24 protein-coding genes and 1 tRNA gene are annotated in these 24,193 nt (G+C 63.6%); all 25 read left to right on the top strand.

Translation table 11 applies throughout. From position 1 onward, the window contains the following. The first annotated feature begins 99 nt into the window (after positions 1–99). Positions 100–1,392, top strand: coding sequence for a branched-chain amino acid ABC transporter substrate-binding protein (locus DES47_RS04555; RefSeq protein WP_133699443.1), 1,293 nt, complete (start codon positions 100–102; stop codon positions 1,390–1,392). Positions 1,393–1,403: 11 nt separating this feature from the next. Then, complete coding sequence (locus tag DES47_RS04550; RefSeq protein ID WP_133699442.1) at positions 1,404–2,555, top strand: pyridoxal phosphate-dependent aminotransferase; 1,152 nt, start codon at positions 1,404–1,406, stop codon at positions 2,553–2,555. A 138-nt stretch (positions 2,556–2,693) separates the two neighbouring features. Then, complete coding sequence (rpsO, locus tag DES47_RS04545; RefSeq protein ID WP_133699441.1) at positions 2,694–2,963, top strand: 30S ribosomal protein S15; 270 nt, start codon at positions 2,694–2,696, stop codon at positions 2,961–2,963. Positions 2,964–3,177: 214 nt separating this feature from the next. Further along, positions 3,178–5,283 carry a polyribonucleotide nucleotidyltransferase gene (gene pnp / locus DES47_RS04540; protein WP_133699440.1) on the top strand — a complete coding sequence of 702 codons (2,106 nt, stop codon included), beginning with the start codon at positions 3,178–3,180 and terminating at the stop codon, positions 5,281–5,283. A 44-nt stretch (positions 5,284–5,327) separates the two neighbouring features. Beyond that, positions 5,328–6,317 (top strand): NAD(P)H-quinone oxidoreductase, encoded by a 990-nt coding sequence (locus DES47_RS04535; protein ID WP_133699439.1) that lies wholly within the window; start codon positions 5,328–5,330, stop codon positions 6,315–6,317. A gap of 19 nt (positions 6,318–6,336) precedes the next feature. Beyond that, positions 6,337–7,077, top strand: coding sequence for a triose-phosphate isomerase (tpiA, locus tag DES47_RS04530; protein ID WP_133699438.1), 741 nt, complete (start codon positions 6,337–6,339; stop codon positions 7,075–7,077). Between the two features lie 76 nt (positions 7,078–7,153). Next, positions 7,154–7,549, top strand: a complete 396-nt coding sequence (gene secG, locus DES47_RS04525) for a preprotein translocase subunit SecG (protein ID WP_133699437.1) — start codon at positions 7,154–7,156, stop codon at positions 7,547–7,549. 137 nt (positions 7,550–7,686) lie between these two features. Next, positions 7,687–7,771, top strand: a tRNA-Leu gene (locus DES47_RS04520). 250 nt (positions 7,772–8,021) lie between these two features. Then, a complete protein-coding gene (locus DES47_RS04515) occupies positions 8,022–8,381 on the top strand; it encodes an NADH-quinone oxidoreductase subunit A (RefSeq protein ID WP_133699436.1) in 360 nt (119 codons plus the stop codon). A 112-nt stretch (positions 8,382–8,493) separates the two neighbouring features. Next, the gene (locus DES47_RS04510; RefSeq protein WP_047484384.1) at positions 8,494–8,970 is read left to right on the top strand and encodes a NuoB/complex I 20 kDa subunit family protein; all 477 of its coding nucleotides are present in this window, start codon (positions 8,494–8,496) and stop codon (positions 8,968–8,970) included. Between the two features lie 12 nt (positions 8,971–8,982). Further along, positions 8,983–9,579: an NADH-quinone oxidoreductase subunit C gene (locus DES47_RS04505; protein ID WP_133699435.1), complete on the top strand. Its 597-nt coding sequence runs from the start codon at positions 8,983–8,985 to the stop codon at positions 9,577–9,579. Positions 9,580–9,653: 74 nt separating this feature from the next. Then, positions 9,654–10,907, top strand: a complete 1,254-nt coding sequence (locus tag DES47_RS04500) for an NADH-quinone oxidoreductase subunit D (RefSeq protein ID WP_133699434.1) — start codon at positions 9,654–9,656, stop codon at positions 10,905–10,907. Between the two features lie 10 nt (positions 10,908–10,917). Further along, entirely contained in the window at positions 10,918–11,421 is a 504-nt protein-coding gene (locus DES47_RS04495; RefSeq protein ID WP_133699433.1) for an NADH-quinone oxidoreductase subunit NuoE family protein, read from the top strand. Positions 11,422–11,435: 14 nt separating this feature from the next. Then, positions 11,436–12,773 carry an NADH-quinone oxidoreductase subunit NuoF gene (nuoF, locus tag DES47_RS04490; RefSeq protein ID WP_208114918.1) on the top strand — a complete coding sequence of 446 codons (1,338 nt, stop codon included), beginning with the start codon at positions 11,436–11,438 and terminating at the stop codon, positions 12,771–12,773. Positions 12,774–12,803: 30 nt separating this feature from the next. Next, positions 12,804–15,131: an NADH-quinone oxidoreductase subunit NuoG gene (nuoG, locus tag DES47_RS04485; protein ID WP_133699431.1), complete on the top strand. Its 2,328-nt coding sequence runs from the start codon at positions 12,804–12,806 to the stop codon at positions 15,129–15,131. Between the two features lie 2 nt (positions 15,132–15,133). Continuing rightward, the gene (gene nuoH, locus DES47_RS04480; RefSeq protein ID WP_133699430.1) at positions 15,134–16,192 is read left to right on the top strand and encodes an NADH-quinone oxidoreductase subunit NuoH; all 1,059 of its coding nucleotides are present in this window, start codon (positions 15,134–15,136) and stop codon (positions 16,190–16,192) included. Between the two features lie 13 nt (positions 16,193–16,205). Beyond that, positions 16,206–16,703, top strand: a complete 498-nt coding sequence (nuoI, locus tag DES47_RS04475; protein WP_133699429.1) for an NADH-quinone oxidoreductase subunit NuoI — start codon at positions 16,206–16,208, stop codon at positions 16,701–16,703. 40 nt (positions 16,704–16,743) lie between these two features. Then, positions 16,744–17,391 (top strand): NADH-quinone oxidoreductase subunit J, encoded by a 648-nt coding sequence (locus DES47_RS04470; RefSeq protein ID WP_133699428.1) that lies wholly within the window; start codon positions 16,744–16,746, stop codon positions 17,389–17,391. Between the two features lies 1 nt (position 17,392). Then, positions 17,393–17,704, top strand: coding sequence for an NADH-quinone oxidoreductase subunit NuoK (gene nuoK / locus DES47_RS04465; RefSeq protein WP_133699427.1), 312 nt, complete (start codon positions 17,393–17,395; stop codon positions 17,702–17,704). 17 nt (positions 17,705–17,721) lie between these two features. Beyond that, positions 17,722–19,761 (top strand): NADH-quinone oxidoreductase subunit L, encoded by a 2,040-nt coding sequence (gene nuoL, locus DES47_RS04460; RefSeq protein ID WP_133699426.1) that lies wholly within the window; start codon positions 17,722–17,724, stop codon positions 19,759–19,761. 31 nt (positions 19,762–19,792) lie between these two features. Then, positions 19,793–21,268: an NADH-quinone oxidoreductase subunit M gene (locus tag DES47_RS04455; protein WP_133699425.1), complete on the top strand. Its 1,476-nt coding sequence runs from the start codon at positions 19,793–19,795 to the stop codon at positions 21,266–21,268. A 13-nt stretch (positions 21,269–21,281) separates the two neighbouring features. Beyond that, on the top strand, positions 21,282–22,763 hold the full coding sequence (nuoN, locus tag DES47_RS04450; RefSeq protein ID WP_133699424.1) for an NADH-quinone oxidoreductase subunit NuoN: 1,482 nt from the start codon (positions 21,282–21,284) through the stop codon (positions 22,761–22,763). Between the two features lie 17 nt (positions 22,764–22,780). Continuing rightward, complete coding sequence (locus DES47_RS04445) at positions 22,781–23,089, top strand: DUF2818 family protein (RefSeq protein WP_133699423.1); 309 nt, start codon at positions 22,781–22,783, stop codon at positions 23,087–23,089. Next, positions 23,079–23,666, top strand: coding sequence for an NUDIX domain-containing protein (locus DES47_RS04440; RefSeq protein WP_133699422.1), 588 nt, complete (start codon positions 23,079–23,081; stop codon positions 23,664–23,666). The genes DES47_RS04445 and DES47_RS04440 overlap by 11 nt, the downstream gene beginning before the upstream one ends. A gap of 31 nt (positions 23,667–23,697) precedes the next feature. Further along, positions 23,698–24,189, top strand: a complete 492-nt coding sequence (locus DES47_RS04435; RefSeq protein ID WP_133699421.1) for a DUF1178 family protein — start codon at positions 23,698–23,700, stop codon at positions 24,187–24,189. Positions 24,190–24,193 lie beyond the last annotated feature (4 nt).

The following is a 24,193-nucleotide window of genomic DNA, read 5'->3' as shown; positions in this document are numbered from 1 at the left end:
AAGACAACGCTGCGTCGAAACCAAAGCCGCTGCAGCCCATGCCGCATACCTGGGAGCGGCTTTTTTGTATTCAAGCCCCCCAAGGGTTTTGCGCTTCAGATGACTCCAACTTCTCGCTTCACCCGCCGCGCGCTGGCGTCCCTTGCATTGGCCCTGCTGGGCCTCGGCGGCAATGCGCAAGCGCAGCCCGAGCCAATACGGCTGGCCATGATCGAGGGCCTGTCCGGCCCCTTTGCCAATGCGGGTGAGGCGGTGTTCCGCAATCTGCTGTGGGCCACCGAGCGTGTCAATCAGCGCGGCGGCGTCAAGCTGCCCGGCGGTGCGCGGCCCTTGGAATTGCTGCGCTTCGACAGCAAGGGCAATGCCGAGGAGGCGCTGTCGGTGCTGCGCGCCGCCATCGACCAGAAGGCCGGCTATGTGCTGCAGGGCAATAGCTCGGCCACGGCGGCGGCCTTGATCGACGCGCTGAACAAGCACAACGAGCGCATGCCTGCGCAGCGCGCGCTCTTCCTCAACTACTCGGCCGTCGATCCCGCGTTGACCAACGAGAAATGCTCGTTCTGGCACTTCCGCTTCGATGCCCATGCGGACATGCGGCTGGCCGCGCTGACCGATGTGCTGAGGACCGACAGCCAGATCAAGAAGATCTACCTGATCGGCCAGGACTACAGCTTCGGTCAGCATGTGCTGAGAAAAGGCCGCGAGATGATCGCCGCCAAGCGGCCCGACATCGCCATCGTCGGCGATGAACTTCATCCGATCGGCCGCATCAAGGACTTCATCCCGTACGCGAACAAGATCAAGGCCAGCGGCGCGCAGGCGGTGCTGACCGGCAACTGGGGCAATGACCTGACCTTGTTGATCAAGGCGGCCAAGGAGGTCGGACTGGACGCGCGCTTCTTCACTTTCTACGGCAATGGCCTGGGTGCGCCTGCGGCCATTGGCGAGGCAGGCGTTGATCGCGTGCTAGCCGTGGCCGAATGGCATCCGAACGTCGGCACGGCCGCCTCGGACACCTTCTACGCGAGCTTCCGTCAGCGCTTTCCGCGCCCTGAGGACGACTATGTCCACGCCCGCATGCAGGCGATGGTCGAGGTGCTGGTGGCCGGCATGGAGCGCGCCAAGAGCGTCGAACCTGCGGCCGTGGCCCGGGCGATGGAGGGCCTGACCTATGACGGCCGTACCTTGGGCGGTGTGCATCAAGGGGTGATGCGTGCTGCCGACCACCAGTTCATCCAGCCGCTCTACGTCAGCGTGATGCGCAAGGCGGGCACGCCCGGCGTGCGCTTCGACAACGAGGCCTCAGGCTATGGCTTCAGGACCGTGCGCTATGTGGATGCGACCCAGGCCGAGCAGCCACACCAGTGCGCGATGATTCGCCCCAACAACTGAGTGGAAGACCCATGCGCAGCGTGATCCAGCAACTCCCAGGCTCCAAGATTCGCGAGGTCGCCAATTCGGCGATGGGCCGCAACGATGTGCTGGCCTTCTGGTTCGGCGAGAGCGATGAGCCGACACCGGACTTCGTCGTCGAGGCCGCCACCGCCTCGCTGCAGCGCGGTGAAACGTTCTACGCCCACAACCTGGGCCTGCCCGAGTTGCGCCAGGCGCTGGCAGACTACACCAGTGCCTTGCACCGCCCCGTCGGCATCGACCGCATCGCCGTCACGTCCTCGGGCGTCAGCGCGCTGATGCTGGCGATGCAGGCCCTGCTGGACGCCGGTGACGAGGTCGTGGCAGTGGTGCCTATCTGGCCCAATCTGACCGCCCAGCCGGCCATCCTGGGCGCCAACGTCAAGCGTGTTTCGCTGCATCCGAAGCAGGGCGCCTGGACGCTGGATCTGGACGAGCTGCTGGCCGCGATCACGCCGCAGACCCGCGCCCTGATCGTCAATGCCCCGAACAACCCGACCGGCTGGACCCTGACCCGCGACGAGCAGCAGGCCCTGCTGGAGCACTGCCGCCGCACCGGCACCTGGATCATCGCCGACGAGGTTTACGAGCGCCTGTACTACCCGGAAGGCGCCCGCACTGCGCCGAGCTTTCTGGACATCGCCGACCCGCAGGACCGGCTGATCGTCGTGCACAGCTTCTCGAAGAGCTTTCTGATGACCGGCTGGCGCCTGGGCTGGATGGTGCTGCCGGCCGAGCTGCTGGACGCAATGGGCAAGCTGATCGAATACAACACCTCCTGCGCGCCGGTGTTCGTGCAGCGCGGCGCGCTGGCGGGTCTGGCCCAGGCGGATCGCTTTGTGCCGGAACTGCGCGCGCGGATGCAGGCTTGCCGGGATCGGCTTCTGCCGGCGTTGGCGGCGATGCCCGGTGTCGAGGTGGCCACGCCGCTGGGTGGCATGTATGCCTTCTTCCGCATCGCGGGCGAGTCCGACTCGCTGGCCATGGCCAAGCGCCTGGTCAGCGAGGCAGGATTGGGGCTGGCGCCGGGCGCGGCCTTTGGTGCCGAGAGCGAAGGCTGGCTGCGCTGGTGCTTTGCCTCGCGCGACCCGGCGCGGCTCGATCAGGGTGTGACCCGCCTGCGCAGCGTACTTGATATATAATTCGCAGCTTCGCCTGGAGATGGGCGTCGATGTAGTAGCACGGTATGGGTCGGTTTCACCCGTAACCGCAAGTTCAACTGGAAACCGTTCGAGTGGCAGCGCCACCGTGCGGCTTTTCCGCCAATAAAGGAAATCCTCATGGCAGTAGCTGACCTGAACAAGGCACAAATCGTCAAAGACAATGCGCGCAGCGCTGGCGACACCGGTTCGCCCGAAGTGCAAGTCGCCATTCTGACGGCCCGCATCAACGACCTGACCCCTCACTTCAAGACCCACCTGAAGGACCACCACGGTCGCCGCGGTCTGCTGAAGATGGTCAATCAGCGCAAGAGCCTGCTGGCTTACCTGAAGTCGAAGGACGCATCGCGCTACACCGCGCTGATCCAGAAACTCGGCCTGCGCAAGTAAGTTCAAGATGAACAAGAAGAGCCTGTCTGGATGCTCCAGCACAGGCTCTTTGTTTTTGGAAAACTCGACGGATATCGGCGCTGATGTGTCATTCCACCGACGTTTCGTGCCCCGCCGCGCACGCTAATTTCGCTGGAATGGCATCTCGCCTTCTGTCGCTGTTCCGGGCTTGAGTTGCCGCCCCAAGGCACTTGATACAAACGGAGAAACGACAATGAGCATGTTCAACAAAGTCACCAAGACCTTCCAATGGGGCGAGCACAGCGTCACCCTTGAGACCGGCGAAGTCGCCCGTCAAGCTTCCGGCGCCGTGGTCGCCAATGTCGATGGCACGATGGTGCTGGCCACCGTGGTTGCCAAGACCGAAGCCAAGGCCGGCCAGGACTTCTTCCCGCTGACCGTCGACTACCTCGAGAAGACCTATGCCGCCGGCAAGATCCCCGGCAGCTTCTTCAAGCGTGAAGGCCGCCCGAGCGAACTGGAAACCCTGACCTCGCGCCTGATCGACCGCCCGATCCGCCCGCTGTTCCCGGAAGGTTTCTACAACGAAGTGCAAGTGGTGATCCACGTGCTGTCGTTGAACCCTGAGGTGCAGGCCGACATCGTGTCTTTGATTGCATCGAGTGCCGCGCTGGCGATCTCGGGCATTCCGTTCAATGGCCCCATCGGTGCTGCCCGCGTGGGCTACATCAACGGCGCCTATGTGCTGAATCCCAGCCAGACTCAGCTGAAGGAATCGAAGCTGGACCTGATCGTCGCCGGCACCGAAGCTGCCGTGCTGATGGTCGAGTCCGAAGCCGACCAACTGAGCGAAGAAATCATGCTCGGCGGTGTGGTGTTCGGTCACGAGCAGGGCAATATCGCCATTGCCGCGATCAATGACCTGGTGCGTGATGCCGGCAAGCCGGCCTGGGACTGGAAGGCGCCTGCCAAGGACGAAGCCTTCATCGCCAAGGTCAACGGCCTGGCCGAGGAAGCGCTGCGCGCCGCCTACCAGATCCGCTCCAAGCAAGCCCGCACGCAGGCCTGCCGCGCCGCCAACGCTTCGGTGTTCGCCGCGCTGAGCGCCGAGGGTGTTGCCTTCGACAAGGTCGAAGTCGAAAGCCTGCTGTTCGAGATCGAGGCGCGCATCGTGCGCAGCCAGATCCTGGCCGGCGAGCCCCGCATCGACGGTCGCGACACGCGCACCGTGCGTGCCATCGAGATCCGCAACAGCGTGCTGCCGCGCGCCCACGGCTCGTCGCTGTTCACCCGTGGTGAAACCCAGGCCCTGGTCGCTGCGACCCTGGGTACCGAGCGCGATGCACAGCGCATCGACGCGCTGGCCGGCGAGTTCACCGAGCACTTCATGCTGCACTACAACATGCCTCCGTTCGCCACCGGCGAAACGGGTCGTGTCGGTAGCCCGAAGCGCCGCGAAATCGGCCACGGCCGCCTGGCCAAGCGCGCGCTGGTCGCCGTGCTGCCGGACCGTGCCGAGTTCCCCTACGCAATGCGCGTGGTCTCGGAAATCACCGAGTCCAATGGCTCCTCGTCGATGGCTTCGGTCTGCGGCGGCTGCCTGGCCTTGATGGACGCCGGCGTGCCTTTGAAGGCACACGTGGCCGGCATCGCCATGGGCCTGATCAAGGACGCGAACCGCTTCGCCGTGCTGACCGACATCCTGGGCGATGAAGATCATCTGGGTGACATGGACTTCAAGGTGGCCGGCACGACCACCGGCGTGACCGCCCTGCAGATGGACATCAAGATCCAGGGCATCACCAAGGAAATCATGCAGGTCGCACTGGCACAAGCCAAGGAAGCGCGCCTGCACATCCTGTCGAAGATGGTGGAGGCGATGAGTGTCGCCAAGACCGAGGTGTCGGAGTTCGCACCCCGCCTGTACACGATGAAGATCAATCCGGAAAAGATCCGTGATGTGATCGGCAAGGGTGGAGCGGTGATTCGCGCGCTGACCGAAGAGACCGGCACGCAGATCGACATCGCCGAAGACGGCACGATCACGATCGCCTCGACCGACAGCGCCATGGCCGACCTGGCCAAGCTGAAGATCGAGCAGATCACGGCCGAAGTCGAAGTGGGCAAGATCTACGAAGGCCCGGTCGTCAAGATTCTGGACTTCGGCGCACTGATCAACCTGCTGCCCGGCAAGGACGGCCTGCTGCACATCAGCCAGATCGCGCACCAGCGCGTCGAGAAGGTCACCGACTTCCTGACCGAAGGGCAAGTGGTCAAAGTCAAGGTGCTGGAGACCGACGAGAAGGGCCGCGTCAAGCTGTCGATGAAGGCGCTGCTGGACCGCCCGGAACAGCAGTAAGCCGACTGGGTGAGGGCTGCGGTCCTCACCCCTGGAAGCCTTCCATGCAAGCGATAGAAATCACCCGCTTTGGCGCCCCCGAGGTGCTGCAACTCGCCACCCGACCCGACCCCGTTGCCGGGGCAGGGGAGGTGCTGGTGCGCGTGCGCGCGTCGGGCGTGAACCGCCCGGACGTGCTGCAGCGCAAGGGCATGTATGCCAGCCCCCCCGGGGCTAGCGACCTGCCCGGGCTGGAGATTGCCGGCGAGATCATCGACGGTGATGAGGCGGCGTTGGCGGCGGCCGGCTTCAAGCTCGGTGACCGCGTCTGTGCGCTGGTCGCCGGCGGCGGTTATGCCGAGCTGTGCACGGCACCGATTGCGCAGTGCCTGCCGGTGCCCACGGGCTTCAGCGACGTCGAGGCGGCCAGCCTGCCCGAGACCTTCTTCACCGTCTGGTCGAATGTGTTCGAGCGGGTGCGGTTGCTGCCCGGCGAAACGCTGCTGATCCACGGTGGCACCAGCGGCATCGGCGTCACCGCCATCCAGCTGGGCAAGGCCTTTGGCGCGACGGTCATCGTCACGGCCGGCAGCGATGCCAAGTGCCAGGCCTGCCTGGAGCTGGGCGCCGACGCGGCGATCAACTACAAGACGCAGGACTTTCGCGAGGAGGCCTTGCGTCTGACCGAGGGTCGTGGCGTCAATGTGATCCTGGACATGGTGGCGGGCTCCTATATCGAGCGCGGCGTGCAATGCCTGGCCGAGGATGGCCGCATCGTCGTCATCGCGGTGCAGGGCGGGGTGCAGGCCAATTTGGATGCCGGCCTGCTGTTGCGCCGACGTCTGACCATCACCGGCTCGACCCTGCGTCCGCGCAGCCTGGCCTTCAAGGCTGCGTTGGCGCAATCGCTGCGCACGCGGGTCTGGCCCTTGCTGGACCAGCGCGTCATCAAGCCCGTGGTTTACAAGACGATGCCGGCTGCGCAAGCGGCCCAGGCGCATGAATTGATGGAGTCGGGCGAGCATGTCGGCAAGATCGTGCTCACCTGGCCATGAAATCCCGGAGAGTATGAACATGCGCAAGAAATTGGTGGTTGGCAACTGGAAGATGCATGGCTCGCGGGCCAGCAATGCAGCCCTGCTGTCGGGTCTGCGCGAGGCCGGTCCGTGGAATGCCGATGTGGCCGTCTGCGTGCCGTTTCCGTACATCACCGAAACCGCGCTGGCCCTGACCGGCCAGGCCATGAGCTTCGGCGCCCAGGATTGCTCGGCGCATGAGCAGGGCGCTTACACCGGCGAGGTGTCGGCGGCGATGCTGGCCGATGTCGGCTGCCGCTATGTGATCGTCGGCCACTCGGAGCGCCGCGCCTTCCATCATGAAAGCGACCAGTTGGTGGCCGACAAGGCCAAGGCCGCGCTGGCCCATGGTGTGACGCCCATCGTCTGTGTCGGCGAGACCCGCGCCGAGCGCGAGGCCGGCCAGACCGAGGCGGTGGTCAAGCGCCAGCTGGCTGCCGTGATCCACACGCTGACGCATTGCATCGGCGAGATCGTGCTGGCCTATGAGCCGGTCTGGGCCATTGGCACAGGCCTGACGGCCTCGCCGGAAGAGGCTCAGGCGGTGCATGCCGTGCTGCGCATGCAACTGCATGCCGCGACGCAAAAGTCGGATGCGATGCGCATCCTGTATGGCGGCAGCGTCAAGCCCGACAACGCCGTCAGCCTGTTTGGCCAGCCCGACATCGACGGCGGCCTGATCGGCGGTGCAGCCTTGAAGGCAGCCGACTTCAGCGCCATCTGCCGGGCTGCCGGCTGATCGGCCAACACAACAAATGACTGGCGTGACCCCCTGGGCGCGCCAACACTGAATATTGAACTTGGAGTGAGTTGAAATGCAGATCTTGATGAACCTGGTGCTGATCGTGCAAATGCTGAGCGCGCTGACCATGATTGGCCTGGTGTTGATCCAGCACGGCAAGGGCGCCGACATGGGTGCGTCCTTCGGCAGCGGCGCTTCGGGCAGCCTGTTCGGCGCCACCGGCAGCGCGAATTTTCTGTCGCGCAGCACGGCCGTGGCTGCCACGCTCTTCTTTGCCTGCACCTTGGCCATGGCCTATTTCGGCAGTCACCTGATGACCACGACAGGTGAGTCCAGTTCTATCCTCGACAAGGCCGCGCCAGCAGCCAGTGCACCGGCTGCCGCCAGTGCGGTGGGCAGCACGGTGCCGGGTGCCATTCCGGGTGCCCTGCCGAGCGTACCCGCGCCTGCTCCCGCCGCCTCCAAGTAACTGCCTGCTGCACTACAGAGACAGCCCGGAGATTCAGCGCATATTTCAGAGGAAAGTGCCCGGACCTAGGGTAATTTCGGTCTAGAATACGAGGCTGTTTGAAACGCCAGCCTCATGCGCTTCAAGCACTCAAAAATGCCGTCGTGGTGAAATTGGTAGACACGCTATCTTGAGGGGGTAGTGGCGAAAGCTGTGCGAGTTCGAGTCTCGCCGACGGCACCAGTTTCGAAATTCTGAGCAAGCGCACGCAAGGGCCTGATCCGGCGCCTTGCTGTTGCGGTTCAAGTGCAGCGCCCGGTCATGACGTCCATCAAAAAGGCGTAGCGGGAGACAAGCGGGCGTAAGCCGCAAGCGACCATAATGGGCGTTGGCGGCGCGCCCGTTGCGCTTGATGGGTTCAAGTCCTGGGCACTGTGCGCGGGCCGCGCCGGATGATTGAAGTTCTAGCCAACGCCAAAAAAGAGCATTCCCCATGAATCTGGACCAGTACCTGCCTGTCATCCTCTTCATCCTGGTCGGCACGGCGGTCGGTATTGCGCCCCAGGTGCTGGGCTTCATCTTCGGCCCCAACCGTCCCGACGCTGCCAAAAACTCGCCTTACGAGTGCGGCTTCGAAGCCTTCGAAGACGCGCGCATGAAGTTCGACGTGCGCTACTACCTCGTCGCCATCCTATTCATCTTGTTTGACCTGGAAATTGCCTTCCTGTTTCCGTGGGCGGTGTCGCTGCGCGAAATCGGTGCCACTGGCTTCTGGGCGATGATGGTTTTTCTGGGCATTCTGGTCGTGGGTTTCATCTACGAGTGGAAAAAAGGCGCCCTCGACTGGGAATAAATGAAGCCCCTCGTCCGATGGATACATTGGCCGATCCCCCGAGGGGATGCGGGCCGGCTTGGGAGCGGCCCGGCGCTCGGCCCGCAGCGCGCTGTTGCAGATTGGAATAAATATGGGTATTGAAGGCGTTCTCAAAGAAGGCTTTGTCACCACCTCGGTGGACACGCTGATCAACTGGTCCAAGACCGGCTCACTGTGGCCAATGACCTTCGGCCTGGCCTGCTGCGCCGTCGAGATGATGCATGCGGGTGCCGCCCGCTATGACATCGACCGCTTCGGCATGCTGTTCCGCCCGAGTCCCCGGCAGTCCGACCTGATGATTGTTGCAGGCACGCTGTGCAACAAGATGGCGCCGGCGCTGCGCAAGGTCTATGACCAGATGGCCGAGCCGCGCTGGGTGCTCTCGATGGGCTCCTGCGCCAACGGCGGCGGCTACTACCACTACAGTTATTCGGTCGTACGCGGCTGCGACCGCATCGTGCCGGTTGATGTGTACGTGCCCGGCTGCCCGCCCACCGCGGAAGCACTGCTCTACGGCATCCTGCAGCTGCAGGCCAAGATCCGCCGTGAAAACACGATCGCGCGCTGAAGGCTGGCACAGATGAGCAAACTAGACACCCTCCAGCAAGCGCTGCAGACCCTGCTCGGTGAGCGCATCCGGTCGTTGACCAGCGCCCTGGGCGAGTTGACCCTGACCGTCGCCGCCAAGGACTACACCGAGGTGGCCACCACCCTGCGCGACCATCCCGAACTGCGCTTCGAGCAGTTGATAGACCTGTGCGGTCTGGACTACAGCACCTATAAAGATGGCCTGCACGAGGGGCCACGCTTTGCCGTGGTTTCGCATCTGCTGTCCATCAGCAAGAACTGGCGCCTGCGCCTCGTCGTCAACTGCCCGGAAGACGATCTGCCACGCGTCGATGCGCTGACCCCGGTGTGGAACTCGGCCAGCTGGTTCGAGCGCGAAGCCTTCGACATGTTCGGCATCATCTTTGACGGCCACGAAGACCTGCGCCGCATCCTGACTGACTACGGCTTCATCGGCCACCCGATGCGCAAGGACTTCCCGACCACCGGCCATGTGGAGATGCGCTATGACGCCGAGCAGAAGCGCGTCATCTACCAGCCCGTCACCATCGAGCCGCGCGAGATCACGCCGCGCATCATCCGTGAAGACAACTACGGCGGTCTGCACTGAGATGGCAAAGCTGCCGCGTCCCGCTTCCCAAGGTATTTCCGGCCACCGCGCATTGCGCGCTGCCTGAGGCTTCTATGGCTGATATCAAGAACTACACCCTGAACTTCGGTCCCCAGCACCCGGCCGCACACGGCGTGCTGCGCCTGGTGCTTGAGCTCGATGGCGAGGTCATTCAGCGCGCCGACCCGCATATCGGCCTGTTGCACCGCGCCACCGAGAAGCTGGCCGAGAGCAAGACCTTCATCCAGTCGCTGCCCTATATGGACCGTCTCGACTATGTGTCGATGATGTCCAACGAGCATGCCTACTGCCTGGCGATCGAAAAGCTGATCGGCGTTGATGTGCCGCTGCGCGCGCAGTACATCCGCGTGATGTTCTCCGAGATCACGCGTCTGCTGAACCATCTGCTGTGGCTGGGTGCGCACGGCATCGACTGCGGCGCGATGAACATCCTGATCTACTGCTTCCGCGAGCGGGAAGATCTGTTCGATATGTACGAGGCGGTGTCCGGTGCGCGCATGCATGCGGCCTACTTCCGCCCGGGCGGTGTCTACCGCGACCTGCCGGACAGCATGCCGCAGTATCAGGTCAGCAAGATCAAGAACGCCAAGACGATCGCACGCCTGAACGAGAACCGCTCGGGCTCGCTGCTGGACTTCATCGAGGACTTCTGCAAGCGCTTCCCGAAAAACGTCGACGACTACGAGACCCTGCTGACCGACAACCGCATCTGGAAGCAGCGCACCGTCGGCATCGGCACGGTCACGCCTGAGCGCGCACTGAACCTGGGCTTCAGCGGCCCGATGCTGCGTGGCTCTGGCATTGCCTGGGACCTGCGCAAGACGCAGCCCTACGAGGTCTATGACAAGATGGACTTCGACGTGCCGGTGGGTACCAACGGCGACACCTACGACCGCTATCTGGTGCGCGTCGAGGAGATGCGCCAGTCCAACCGCATCATCCAGCAGTGCGTGACCTGGTTGAAGGCCAACCCCGGCCCGGTGATCACGGACAACCATAAGGTGGCGCCGCCTTCGCGTGTCGACATGAAGTCGAATATGGAAGAGCTGATCCACCACTTCAAGCTCTTCACCGAAGGCTTCCACGTGCCCGAAGGCCAGGCCTACGCCGCCGTCGAGCATCCCAAGGGCGAGTTCGGCATCTACATCGTCAGCGATGGTGCGAACAAGCCGTACCGACTGAAGATCCGCGCCCCTGGCTTCTCGCACCTGGCGGCGTTGGACGAGATGGCCCGCGGCCACATGATTGCCGACGCAGTCGCCGTGATCGGCACGATGGACATCGTGTTCGGTGAGATCGATCGTTAATGGATCAGCGATGAGTACCGACTACATTCTTTCCGACGCCACCCGCGCTCGCTTTGATCGCGAGGTCGCCAAGTACCCGGCCGACCAGCGCATCTCGGCGGTGATGGCCTGCCTGTCCATCGTGCAGCAGGAGCAGGGCTTCGTGTCGCGCGAGAGCGAAGACGCGATCGCGGCCTATATCGGCGTTGCGCCGATCGCCGTGCACGAGGTCACGACCTTCTACAACATGTACAACCAGCGGCCGGTGGGCAAGTTCAAGCTCAACGTCTGCACCAACCTACCTTGCCAGCTGCGTGACGGCCAGACGGCACTGGACCATGTGTGCAGCAAGCTGGGCATCGAAGAGGGGGGCACCACCGCCGACGGCCTGTTCACCGTGCAGAAGAGCGAATGCCTGGGCGCCTGCGCCGATTCGCCGGTGCTGCTGGTCAACGACCGCCAGATGTGCAGCTTCATGAGCGAACAGCGGCTGGACGAGCTGCTGGACCTGCTCAAGACCAACGCCAACGCCTGATCGGGACCATGACGATGTTGGATCTCTCCAAATTTCAGGCCACGGGCGCCGAGACCTGTTTCCATGACCGCCATGTCGGCGCGCAGATCTATGCCGGCCTGGACGGCAAGAACTGGTCGCTGAAAGACTATGTCGCCCGCGGCGGCTACGAGGCGCTGCGCAAGATCTTGAAGGGTGACGGTGGCGAGGGCATGACCCAGGACCAGGTCATTGCCGAGGTCAAGACCTCGGGCCTGCGTGGCCGTGGCGGTGCGGGCTTCCCGACCGGCCTGAAGTGGAGCTTCATGCCGCGCCAGTTCCCGGGCCAGAAGTACCTGGTCTGCAACTCGGACGAAGGCGAGCCCGGTACTTGCAAGGACCGCGACATCCTGATGTTCAACCCGCATATCGTGATCGAGGGCATGGCCATCGCCGCCTACGCGATGGGCATCTCGGTCGGCTACAACTACATCCACGGCGAGATCTTCGAGGCCTATGACCGCTTCGAGGCGGCGCTGGAAGAGGCCCGCGCCGCCGGCTTCCTCGGTGACAACCTCTTCGGCAGCGGATTCAACTTCCAGTTGCACGCCTTCCACGGCTTCGGCGCCTATATCTGCGGCGAAGAGACGGCGCTGCTCGAATCGCTCGAAGGCAAGAAGGGCCAGCCGCGCTTCAAGCCACCGTTCCCGGCCAGCTTCGGCCTGTACGGCAAGCCGACGACGATCAACAACACCGAGACCTTTGCCGCGGTGCCCTGGATCATCCGCAACGGTGGCCAGCAGTACCTGGAAATCGGCAAACCCAACAACGGCGGCACCAAGATCTATTCGGTCTCGGGTGACGTCGAGCGCCCCGGCAACTACGAAGTGCCCATGGGCCTGCCGTTCTCCGAGCTGCTGAAGCTCGCCGGCGGTGTGCGCAAGGGCCGCACCCTGAAGGCGGTGATCCCCGGTGGTTCCTCGTCGCCGGTGCTGCCGGCCTCCATCATGATGGAGTGCACGATGGACTATGACTCCATCGCCAAGGCCGGCTCGATGCTGGGCTCGGGCGCCGTGATCGTGATGGACGACACCCGCTGCATGGTCAAGAGCCTGCTGCGCCTGAGCTACTTCTATATGCACGAGTCCTGTGGTCAGTGCACGCCCTGCCGCGAAGGCACGGGCTGGATGTACCGCATGGTCGAGCGCATTGCCAATGGCCATGGACGCATGGAAGACATAGACCTGCTGAACTCGGTGGCCGACAACATCCAGGGCCGCACGATCTGCGCGCTGGGCGACGCAGCGGCAATGCCGGTGCGGGCCATGATCAAGCATTTCAAGCACGAGTTTGTGCACCTGATCGAACACAAGACGGCCCTCGTGGCGGCCTGACGACGCAACGGATTGAGGCCTGGACTAGCTATGGTTGAAATTGAACTCGACGGCAAGAAAGTGCAAGTGTTGGAAGGCAGCATGATCATGCATGCGGCCGAAAACGCCGGCACCTATGTGCCGCATTTCTGCTATCACAAGAAGCTCTCGATTGCCGCCAACTGCCGCATGTGCCTGGTGGACGTGGAGAAGGCGCCCAAGCCGATGCCGGCCTGCGCCACGCCGGTGACGCAGGGCATGATCGTGCGCACCAAGAGCGAGAAGGCCATCAAGGCCCAGCAGGGCGTGATGGAGTTCCTGCTCATCAACCACCCGCTGGACTGCCCGATCTGCGACCAGGGCGGCGAATGCCAGCTGCAGGATCTGGCCGTCGGCTATGGTGGCAGCAGCTCGCGCTACACCGAAGAAAAGCGCGTCGTGTTCCACAAGAACATCGGCCCGCTGGTGTCAATGGAAGAAATGAGCCGCTGCATCCACTGCACGCGCTGCGTTCGTTTCGGCCAGGAGATTGCCGGCGTGATGGAGCTGGGCATGACCAGCCGCGGCGAGCACGCCGAGATCCAGACCTTTGTCGGCCGCTCGGTGGACTCCGAACTGTCGGGCAATATGATCGACATCTGCCCGGTAGGCGCGCTCACAAGCAAGCCCTTCCGCTACAGCGCCCGCACCTGGGAGCTGTCGCGCCGCAAGACCGTCAGCCCGCACGACTCGACCGGCGCCAACCTGATCGCCCAGGTCAAGAACAACCGGGTGATGCGCGTCGTGCCGCTGGAGAACGAAGACGTCAACGAGTGCTGGATCGCCGATCGCGACCGCTTCTCCTACGAGGCCCTGAACAGCGACCAGCGCCTGACTCAGCCTATGGTCAAGCAGGGCGGCCTGTGGAAGGAAGTCAACTGGACGGCGGCGCTGGAGTACGTTGCCAACGGCCTGAAGCAGATCAAGACGCAGCATGGCGCGGCCAGCATAGGCGCGATAGCCTCTGCACACAGCACCGTCGAAGAGCTGCACCTGTTGGCCGCGCTGGTGCGTGGCCTGGGCAGCGAGAACATCGACTTCCGCACCCATGCCGCTGACTTCAGCAACGCCGCACCTGCGGGCAAGGCGCAATGGCTGGGCCGCTCGGTGGCCTCGCTGTCGCAGCTGGACCGCGTGCTGGTGATCGGCTCCTTCCTGCGCAAGGACCATCCGCTGTTTGCCCAGCGCCTGCGTCAGGCAGCCCGCCATGGCGCCAAGATCCACAGCGTTCACGCGACCGAGGACGACTGGCTGATGAACGTGGCGCAGCGCGTCACCGTGGCGCCCAGCGCCTGGGTGCAGGCCCTGGCCGATATCGCGACCGCGATTGCACAAAGCAATGGCGCAACGGCTCCGGCCGCCGGCACCGCAACCGAACAGGCGCAGGCGATTGCCGCCTCGCTGCTGTCCGGTCAGCGAAAGGCCGTGCTCCTGGGCAACGCCGCCGCGCAGCACCCGCAGGCCGCCAGCCTGCTGGCGCTGGCCAACTGGATCGCCGCACAAACCGGCGCGACGGTCGGCTATCTGAGCGCCGCCGCCAACACGGTCGGCGCGCAGCTGGTCAAGGCGCTACCGGGGCAGGGCGGTCTGAATGCCGGCCATATGCTGTCCGCCGCCTCGCCGCTGAAGGCCGCGCTGCTGCTCAACGTCGATCCGCAGTTCGACACGGCCAACACCGCCGCTGCGCTGCAAGGCGTGGCCAAGGCCGATATGGTCGTGATGTTCAGCGCCTTCAAGACCGGCTTCGAACAGGCCGATGTGCTGCTGCCGATCGCGCCGTTCACCGAGACCTCGGGCAGCTTCGTCAATGCCGAGGGCCGCGTGCAGAGCTTCGTCGGTGTCGTCAAGCCTCAGGGCGAGACCCGTCCGGCCTGGAAGGTCTTGCGCGTGCTGGGCACGATGCTGGGCCTGCCGAACTTCGACTTCGAGACCTCGGAGCAGGTGCGCAGTGCCGCGCTGGGTGTGGACATGGACATGAGTGCGCGTCTGGACAACACGACGCAGGCCGCGATCAGCGTCGGCGCCGCAGCCAGCGGCATCGAGCGCATCGCCGACGTGCCCATCTACAGCACCGACGCGCTGGTGCGCCATGCCACTTCGCTGCAGCTGACCGCCGATGCCAGGAACGCCGCCGTGGCCGGCCTGCCGACCGCACTGTGGACGAGCTTGGGCCTGCAGGACGGCGACAAGGTCGCGGTCACACAAGACGGCGCCTCGGTGCAACTGCCCGCCCGCCATGACGCGGCCCTGCCTGCCAACACGGTGCGTGTGCCCGCCGGCCTTGCAGCCACCGCCGCACTCGGTGCGATGTTCGGCGAACTCTCGATCGCCAAGGTGTGACGATGATAGACAGCCTGAATCAATTCGGATCTTCGCTGCTGGGCGGCTTCTGGCCCGTGGTCTGGAACCTGATCAAGATCGTGGTCCTGGTAGCACCCCTGATGGGCTGCGTGGCTTATCTGACCCTCTGGGAACGCAAGGCCATCGGCTGGTCGCAGATCCGTCCCGGCCCCAACCGTGTCGGCCCCTTTGGTCTGCTGACTCCGATCGCCGACGCGGTGAAGTTGATCTTCAAGGAGATCATTGTTCCGACGGCGGCCAACAAGGGCCTGTTCTTCCTCGGCCCGGTGATGACCATCATGCCGGCGCTGGCCGCCTGGGTGGTGATCCCCTTCGGCCCGGAAGTGGCGCTGTCCAATATCAACGCCGGTCTGCTGTTCCTGATGGCCATCACCTCGCTGGAGGTCTATGGCGTGATCATTGCCGGCTGGGCCTCGAACTCGAAGTACGCTTTCCTGGGCGCGCTGCGCGCCTCGGCACAGATGGTCAGCTATGAAATCGCGATGGGCTTCTGCCTGGTCGTGGTGCTGATGGTCGCCGGCACGATGAATATGAGCGAGATCGTGCTCGGCCAGGGCAAGGGCATGTTCGCCGACATGGGCCTGAGCTTCCTGTCCTGGAACTGGCTGCCGTTGCTGCCCATCTTCGTCGTCTACTTCATCTCGGGTCTGGCCGAAACCAACCGCCACCCGTTCGACGTGGTCGAAGGCGAGTCGGAAATCGTCGCCGGTCACATGATCGAGTACTCGGGCATGGCCTTCGCGATGTTCTTCCTGGCCGAATACGCGAACATGATCCTGGTCTCCATCCTGGCCGTGACCCTGTTCCTGGGCGGCTGGCTGCCACCGTTCGACTTCCTGGGCTTCATCCCTGGCTGGATCTGGCTCGGCATCAAGACCTTTGTCGTCGTGACGACCTTCCTGTGGGTGCGTGCCACGTTCCCGCGCTTCCGCTATGACCAGATCATGCGTCTGGGCTGGAAGATCTTCATTCCGGTCACGCTGGTCTGGCTGGTCGTCGTGGGCCTGTGGATTCAGTCCCCGTTCAACATCTGGAAGTGAGAGAGATCTTCCTATGTCCGCAGTGACCTCCTTCAAGCACTTTGTGCAGAGCTTCATGCTCACCGAGCTGTTCAAGGGCATGCTCTTGACCGGCCGGCATTTCCTGTCGCCCAACATCACGGTGCAGTTCCCGGAAGAGAAGACGCCGCTGTCGCCGCGCTTCCGCGGCCTGCATGCGCTACGCCGCTACGAGAACGGCGAAGAGCGCTGCATCGCCTGCAAGCTGTGCGAGGCGGTATGCCCGGCGATGGCAATCACCATCGAGTCGGAAGTGCGTGACGACGGCTCGCGCCGCACCACCCGCTACGACATCGACCTGACCAAGTGCATCTTCTGCGGCTTCTGCGAAGAGAGCTGCCCCGTCGATTCGATCGTCGAAACCAGCATCTTCGAGTACCACGGCGAAAAGCGCGGTGATCTGTACTTCACCAAGGACATGCTGCTGGCCGTCGGTGACCGCTACGAGCCGAAGATCGCCGCCGAAAAGGAGGCCGACGCCAAGTACCGCTGATCGGGCGCCTGCCTGATCACCGTCCGCTTGCTGGAAACCTATGGATACCACGACCGCGCTGTTCTATGTTTTCTCCGCCGTGCTCTTGCTGGCGTCGTTTCGCGTCATCACGGCGCGCAGCACCGTGCACTCGGCGCTGTTCCTGATACTGGCCTTCTTCACTGCCTCCTGCATCTGGATGCTGCTGAAGGCCGAGTTCCTGGCCATCACCCTGGTGTTGGTCTATATCGGGGCCGTGATGGTGCTGTTTCTGTTTGTCGTGATGATGCTGGACATCAACACCGACAGCATCCGCCAGGGCTTCTGGAAGCATCTGCCACTGGCCGGCATCGTCGGCGCGCTGATTGCGCTGGAGATGGCTGCCATCCTGATGGGTGGTTTCCGCCTGACCGAGGCGCCGACCCTGAGTGCAGCGGCGCAAAAGCTGGGCAACACCAAGCTGCTGGGCATCGACCTGTACACCAACTACCTGTACCCGCTGCAGATCGCTGCCGTGCTGCTGCTGGTGGGCATCATCGCCGCCATCGCCCTGACCCTGCGCAAACGCAAGGACTCGCGCGCGATGAACCCGGCCGATCAGGTCAAGGTGAAGAAGGGCGACCGCCTGAAGATCATCAAGATGAAGTCCGTGGTGGAGGCTCCCGATGCTCCTGCCGCTCCCGACGCATCGAACAAGGGAGCCGCGTGATATGGGCGCTTTGACACTGGGCCATTTCCTGACCTTGGGTGCGATCCTGTTCGCGCTGTCGGTGATTGGCATCTTCCTGAACCGCAAAAACCTGATCGTGCTGCTGATGGCCATCGAGCTGATGCTGCTGGCGGTGAACCTGAACTTCGTCGCTTTCTCGCACTACCTGGGCGACATGGCCGGTCAGATCTTCGTCTTCTTCATCCTCACCGTGGCGGCGGCGGAGTCGGCCATCGGCCTGGCCATTCTGGTCGTGCTGTTCCGCAACCGTTCCACCATCAATGTCGATGAACTCGACTCCCTCAAGGGCTGAGCGAGGCGCACAAGAACATGTCTGCACAACTTTCACAGAACATGCTGCTCGCGGTGCCGATGGCACCGCTGGTTGGCGCCATCGTCGCCGGGCTCTTCGGCAAGCAGGTGGGCCGCCGCGGCGCGCACACCGTCACCATCCTGGGCGTCGCCATCGCCTTCATCCTGTCGGCCATGACACTGTGGAGTGTGGTCCAGGACGGCGCCCGCTTCAATGCCACCATCTATGAGTGGATGAGCGTCGGCAGCCTGAAGATGGAAATCGGCTTCCTGGTCGATGGCCTGACGGCAATGATGATGTGCGTGGTGACCTTTGTGTCGCTGATGGTGCACATCTACACCGTCGGCTACATGGAAGAGGACCCCGGCTACCAGCGCTTCTTCAGCTACATCTCGCTGTTCACCTTCAGCATGCTGATGCTGGTGATGAGCAACAACTTCCTGCAGCTGTTCTTTGGCTGGGAAGCGGTGGGGCTAGTGTCGTATCTGCTGATCGGCTTCTGGTACACCAAGCCGACGGCGATCTTCGCCAATATGAAGGCCTTCCTGGTCAACCGCGTCGGTGACTTCGGCTTCATCCTGGGCATCGGCCTGATCGTTGCCTATGCCGGCACCTTGAGCTACGCCGAGGCCTTCGCCAAGGCGCCCGAGCTGGCCAAGCTGAGCTTCGACATGCCGCTATGGGGTGGGGAGTGGATGCTGATCACCGTGACCTGCATCTGCCTGTTCATCGGCGCGATGGGCAAGAGCGCCCAGTTCCCGCTGCACGTCTGGCTGCCCGACTCGATGGAGGGCCCGACCCCGATTTCGGCGCTGATCCACGCCGCCACCATGGTGACGGCCGGCATCTTCATGGTCGCCCGCATGAGCCCGCTATTCGAGCTGAGCGACACCGCGCTGAACTTCGTGCTGGTGATAGGCGCGATCACGGCCTTGTTCATGGGCTTTCTGGGCATCATTCAGAACGACATTAAGCGCGTCGTCGCCTACTCGACCCTGTCGCAGCTGGGCTATATGACGGTGGCGCTGGGCGCCTCGGCCTACTCGGTGGCCGTTTTCCATCTGATGACGCACGCCTTCTTCAAGGCCCTGCTGTTCCTCGGCGCCGGCTCGGTCATCATCGGTATGCACCATGACCAGGACATCCGCAATATGGGCGGCCTGCGCAAGTACATGCCCATCACCTGGATCACGTCGCTCTTGGGCTCGCTGGCCCTGATCGGCACGCCGCTGTTCTCGGGCTTCTATTCGAAGGACTCCATCATCGAGGCCGTGCACGCCAGCCACCTGCCGGCCGCGCAGTGGGCCTACTGGGCGGTGGTCGTAGGCGTGTTCGTCACCGCCTTCTACTCGTTCCGCATGTACTTCCTGGTCTTCCATGGCAAGGAGCGCTTCCATCACAAGCCCTTCCCGGGCGAGCACGACCATCACGACGACCACGGCGAACACCATGACCCCCATGAGTCGCCCTGGGTGGTGACGGCGCCGCTGGTGCTGCTGGCGATCCCCTCGGTGGTGATCGGCTATCTGACGATTCAGCCCATGCTGTTCGGCGACTTCTTCAAGGACGCCATCGTCGTCAACACCACCCTGCATCCGGCCATGAAGGAGCTGTCCGAAGGCTTCCACGGTGCGGTGGCCATGGCCACGCACGGTCTGATGACACTGCCGTTCTGGCTGGCCCTGGGCGGCGTGGTTACCGCCTATCTGTTCTATATGGTCAAGCCGGCCATTCCGGCGGCGATCAAGAACGCCTCAGGCCCGATCTACAAGCTGCTGGACAACAAGTACTACCTGGACTGGTTCAACGAGAACGTACTCGCCGCGGGCACCCGCCTGCTGGGCACCGGCCTTTGGAAGGGCGGCGACCAGGGCCTGATCGACGGTCTGATCATCAATGGCTCGGCACGCGGTATCGGCAATGTGGCCGGCCTGGTGCGACTGTTCCAGAGCGGCTATCTGTACTGGTACGCGCTGGTCATGATTCTTGGTGTCATCGGTTTGATGACCTGGCAACTGTGGCCCTACCTCAACCTCAAGACCTTCCTGGGTCTTTGATCTTGAGCCACTACTCGGGCGGAGAATAAGAATGGGTTTGTTGAGTCTTGCCATCTGGTTGCCTATCGCGTCCGGTCTGCTCTTGCTGGCCCTCGGCCGCGATGATCAGGCCAAGGCCGTGCGCTGGGTCGCACTGATCGCGGCGCTGGCCAGTTTCCTGGTCACCCTGCCGCTGATCACCGGTTTTGACAACGCCACGGCGGCCATGCAGTTCAGCGAGAAGCTGGCCTGGATTGCCCGCTTCAATGTGCACTACCACCTCGGCGTGGACGGCATCTCGCTGTGGTTCGTGCCGCTGACGGCCTTCATCACCATCATCGTGGTGATTGCCGCCTGGGAGGTGATCACCGAGCGCGTCAACCAGTACATGGGCGCCTTCCTGATCCTGTCGGGTCTGATGGTCGGCGTGTTCTCGGCGCTGGACGGTCTGCTGTTCTATGTGTTCTTCGAGGCCACGCTGATACCGATGTACATCATCATCGGCGTCTGGGGCGGGCCGAACCGCGTCTATGCGGCGTTCAAGTTCTTCCTCTACACGCTGGCCGGTTCGCTGTTGATGCTGATCGCGCTGATCTATCTGTACTTCCAGTCGGGTGGCAGCTTCGAGATCCTGGACTGGCACAAGCTGCCGTTGGCCATGCCGGCGCAGACGCTGCTGTTCTTCGCCTTCTTCGCCGCCTTCGCCGTCAAGGTGCCGATGTGGCCGGTGCACACCTGGCTGCCCGACGCCCACGTCGAGGCGCCCACTGGCGGCTCGGTCGTCCTGGCCGCCATCATGCTGAAGCTGGGTGCCTATGGCTTCCTGCGCTTCTCGATGCCCATCGCCCCGGACGCCAGCCGCGAGCATGCCTGGTTCATCATCGCGCTGAGCCTGATCGCCGTGGTCTACATTGGCCTGGTGGCCCTGGTGCAGAAGGACATGAAGAAGCTGGTCGCCTATTCGTCGATCGCCCACATGGGCTTCGTCACACTGGGCTTCTTCATCTTCAACGAGTTGGGTGTGTCCGGCGGGCTGGTGCAGATGATCTCGCACGGCTTTGTCTCGGGTGCGATGTTCCTGTCCATCGGCGTGCTCTATGACCGCGTCCATTCGCGCGAGATCGCGGCCTATGGCGGCGTGGTCAACACCATGCCCAAGTTCGCGGCCTTCGCGATGCTGTTCACGATGGCCAACTGCGGCCTGCCGGCCACCGGCGGATTCGTCGGCGAGTGGATGGTGATTCTGGGCAGCGTGCAGTTCAACTTCTGGATCGGCGCGGTGGCAGCCACGGCCCTGATCTTCGGCGCGGCCTATTCGTTGTGGATGTACAAGCGCGTGTTCTTCGGCGCCATTGGCAACGACCATGTGCGCGAACTGCGAGACCTGAACGCCCGCGAATTCCTGATGATGGCCGTGCTGGCCGTGGCGGTGATCTGGATGGGTATCTATCCGAAGCCCTTCACCGACGTGATGCATACCTCGGTCGATGCGCTGCTCAAGCATGTCGCTGCATCCAAGCTGAACTGAGGGCGACTGGAAAATGAATAACATGAACTGGCTCCCGGTCTATCCCGAAATCCTGCTGCTGATCATGGCCTGCGTCGTGGCCCTGGTCGATCTGTTCGTCAAGGACGAGCGCCGCACGCCGACCTATTGGCTGACGCAGGTGTCGCTGGCAGCAGTGGCCGCCCTGCATCTGAGCTACTTCAACCGTGGCGACACGCTGTACGGCGTGCAGGGCATGGTCGTCACCGACCCGATGGGCCATTTGCTGGGCTTCTTTGCGGCCATCGCGATGATCATCACGCTCGTCTACGCGCGCCCCTATGTGCAGAGCCGCGACATGCTCAAGGGCGAGCTGTTCTCGCTGAGCTTGTTCACGCTCTTGGGCATCAGCGTGATGGTGTCGGCCAACAATATGCTGGTCATCTACCTGGGCCTGGAGCTGATGAGCCTGTCGCTGTACGCGCTGGTGGCGCTGCGGCGCGACCATGCGGTGTCCACCGAAGCGGCGATGAAGTACTTCGTGCTCGGTGCGCTGGCCAGCGGCTTCCTGCTCTATGGCATGTCGATGATGTATGGCGCCACCGGTTCGCTATCGATTCCGAAGATCTTCGAGGTCATCAGCTCCGGCCAGCCGAACAAGGCGGTGCTGGTGTTCGGCGTCGTCTTCATCGTCTCGGGTCTGGCCTTCAAGCTGGGCGTCGTGCCCTTCCATATGTGGGTGCCCGACGTCTATCAGGGCGCACCGACGGCCGTGACCCTGCTGCTGGGTGGCGCACCGAAGCTGGCGGCCTTTGCCATCACGCTGCGCCTGCTGGTGGACGGCATGATGGGCCTGGCGGTCGATTGGCAGCAGATGCTGCTGGTGCTGTCGGTGATGTCGATGCTGATCGGCAATCTGGCGGCCATTGCGCAGACCAACCTGAAGCGCATGCTGGCCTATTCGACGATCGCGCAGATGGGCTTCATGCTGCTGGGCCTGGCCTCGGGCGTGGTCAATGGCACGACCTTGTCGGCCGCCAATGCCTACAGCTCCTCGATGTTCTATGTCGTCACCTATGTGCTGACGACCCTGGGCACCTTCGGCATGATCATGATCCTGTCGCGCCAGGGCCATGAGGCCGAGAACATCAGCGATCTGGCCGGTCTGGCGCGCCGCAGCCCCTGGCTGGCCGGCGTGATGACGATCTTCATGTTCTCGCTGGCCGGCGTGCCGCCGACCGCGGGCTTCTACGCCAAGCTGTCGGTGCTGCAGGCCCTGGTCACCACCGGGTCGAGCTTCTACATCGGTATTGCCGTGCTCGCCGTGGTGCTGTCCCTGGTCGGCGCCTTCTACTATCTGCGCATCGTCAAGGTGATGTTCTTCGAGGAAGCCACCGACCTGGCCCCACTGAAGCCTGCCGGCGATGTGCGTGCGGTGATGGCGCTGAACGGCGCGGCTGTGCTGGGCTTCGGCCTGTTGCCCGGCGGCCTGATGGCGCTCTGCGCCGAGGCCATCGTCAAGGCGTTGGCCACCTGAAGGCAATGCACTGACACATGGGCCAGAGCGCTGCCGTCTGGCTGGTGCTGCTTGTTGCAGCGCTGGCCGCCAATCTACCGTATTTCAGTCCGCGCGTGCTGCTGGTCGGGCCGAAGCGCTATCCCAAGCCGTTCGCCTGGCGCTTGCTGGAACTGCTGCTGCTCGCCGCGCTGACTCTTGGCCTGGGCTTCCTGCTGGAAGCACGCCAGGGCCAGCGCCAGCCCCAGGGATGGGAGTTCTACGCGGCCTTCTTCTGCCTCTACCTGACCCTGGGCTTCCCTGGCTTCGTCTGGTGCTATCTGCGCAAGGGCTGGCATGAGCGCTGATGACAACGACGTCCATCTGATCGAGACCTGCGTCTCGACCGAACAGGTCTACCGCGGCCACTTTCTCGATGTCTGGCGTGATGTCGTGCAACTGCCCGACGGCAAGCAGGCCGGGCGTGAGTACATCAAGCACCCCGGTGCGGTGATGGTGATACCGCTGCTGGACGATGGCCGCCTGCTGATGGAGCGCCAGTACCGCTATCCGATGCAGCGCGTGATGCTGGAGTTTCCGGCCGGCAAGCTCGACGCAGGCGAGGCGCCTCTCGCCTGCGCCCAGCGCGAGCTGCTGGAGGAGACCGGCCACCGCGCCGCCGAATGGGCATATGCCGGTGTGCTGCACAACGCCATTGCCTACTCGGACGAGGGCATTCACATCTGCTTTGCCCGTGGCCTGGTGGCCGGTGCGCAGCAGCTGGACGAAGGCGAATTTCTCGAGCTCACCCGCTGCAGCGTGGCCGAACTCGACGCACTGGCCTGCAGCGGCGCGATGACCGATGCCAAGACCCTGATCGGCCTGCAATGGCTGCAGCGCTGGCAGGCAGGCGCCTGGCCCCTGAGCTGGCAAACCCTCACCTGAGCGGCGTGGCCATTCGCTCTATGATCCGTCCATGCTGGTACTGAATCTGTCTTGCACCCACGGCCACGGTTTCGAGGGCTGGTTTGGTTCGGGCGACGACTATGAGTCGCAGCAGCAGCGCAAGCTCCTCAGTTGTCCGATTTGCGGCAGTGAGCAGATCACCCGCCTGCCCAGCGCGCCAAGGCTGAATGTCTCGCATCTGCGCGGCGGTGCCCGGCCACCCGAGCCAGAGGAAGCGCCTGCAGCCAAGCCGGCGACCGCAACCGCCGTAGCAGCACCCGCCGCCCCGATGAACGAACAACTGCAGGCGCAGTGGCTGAAAGCCGTCGCTCATGTGATCAAGAACACCGAGGACGTCGGCGACCAGTTCGCCGAAGAGGCGCGCCGCATCCACTACGGCGAGGCCGAGCTACGCGGAATACGCGGCAGCGCCACCGCCGATGACACGGCCGCCCTGCTGGACGAGGGCATCGAGGTGGCTCAGCTACCGCTGCCGGTGGCCCGCAAGGGGCCGGTGCAGTGAGTCT

This window comes from Roseateles toxinivorans (genome assembly GCF_004362525.1).
Taxonomy (GTDB): domain Bacteria; phylum Pseudomonadota; class Gammaproteobacteria; order Burkholderiales; family Burkholderiaceae_C; genus Paucibacter; species Paucibacter toxinivorans.
This window is presented reverse-complemented; position numbering and strand designations above follow the sequence as displayed.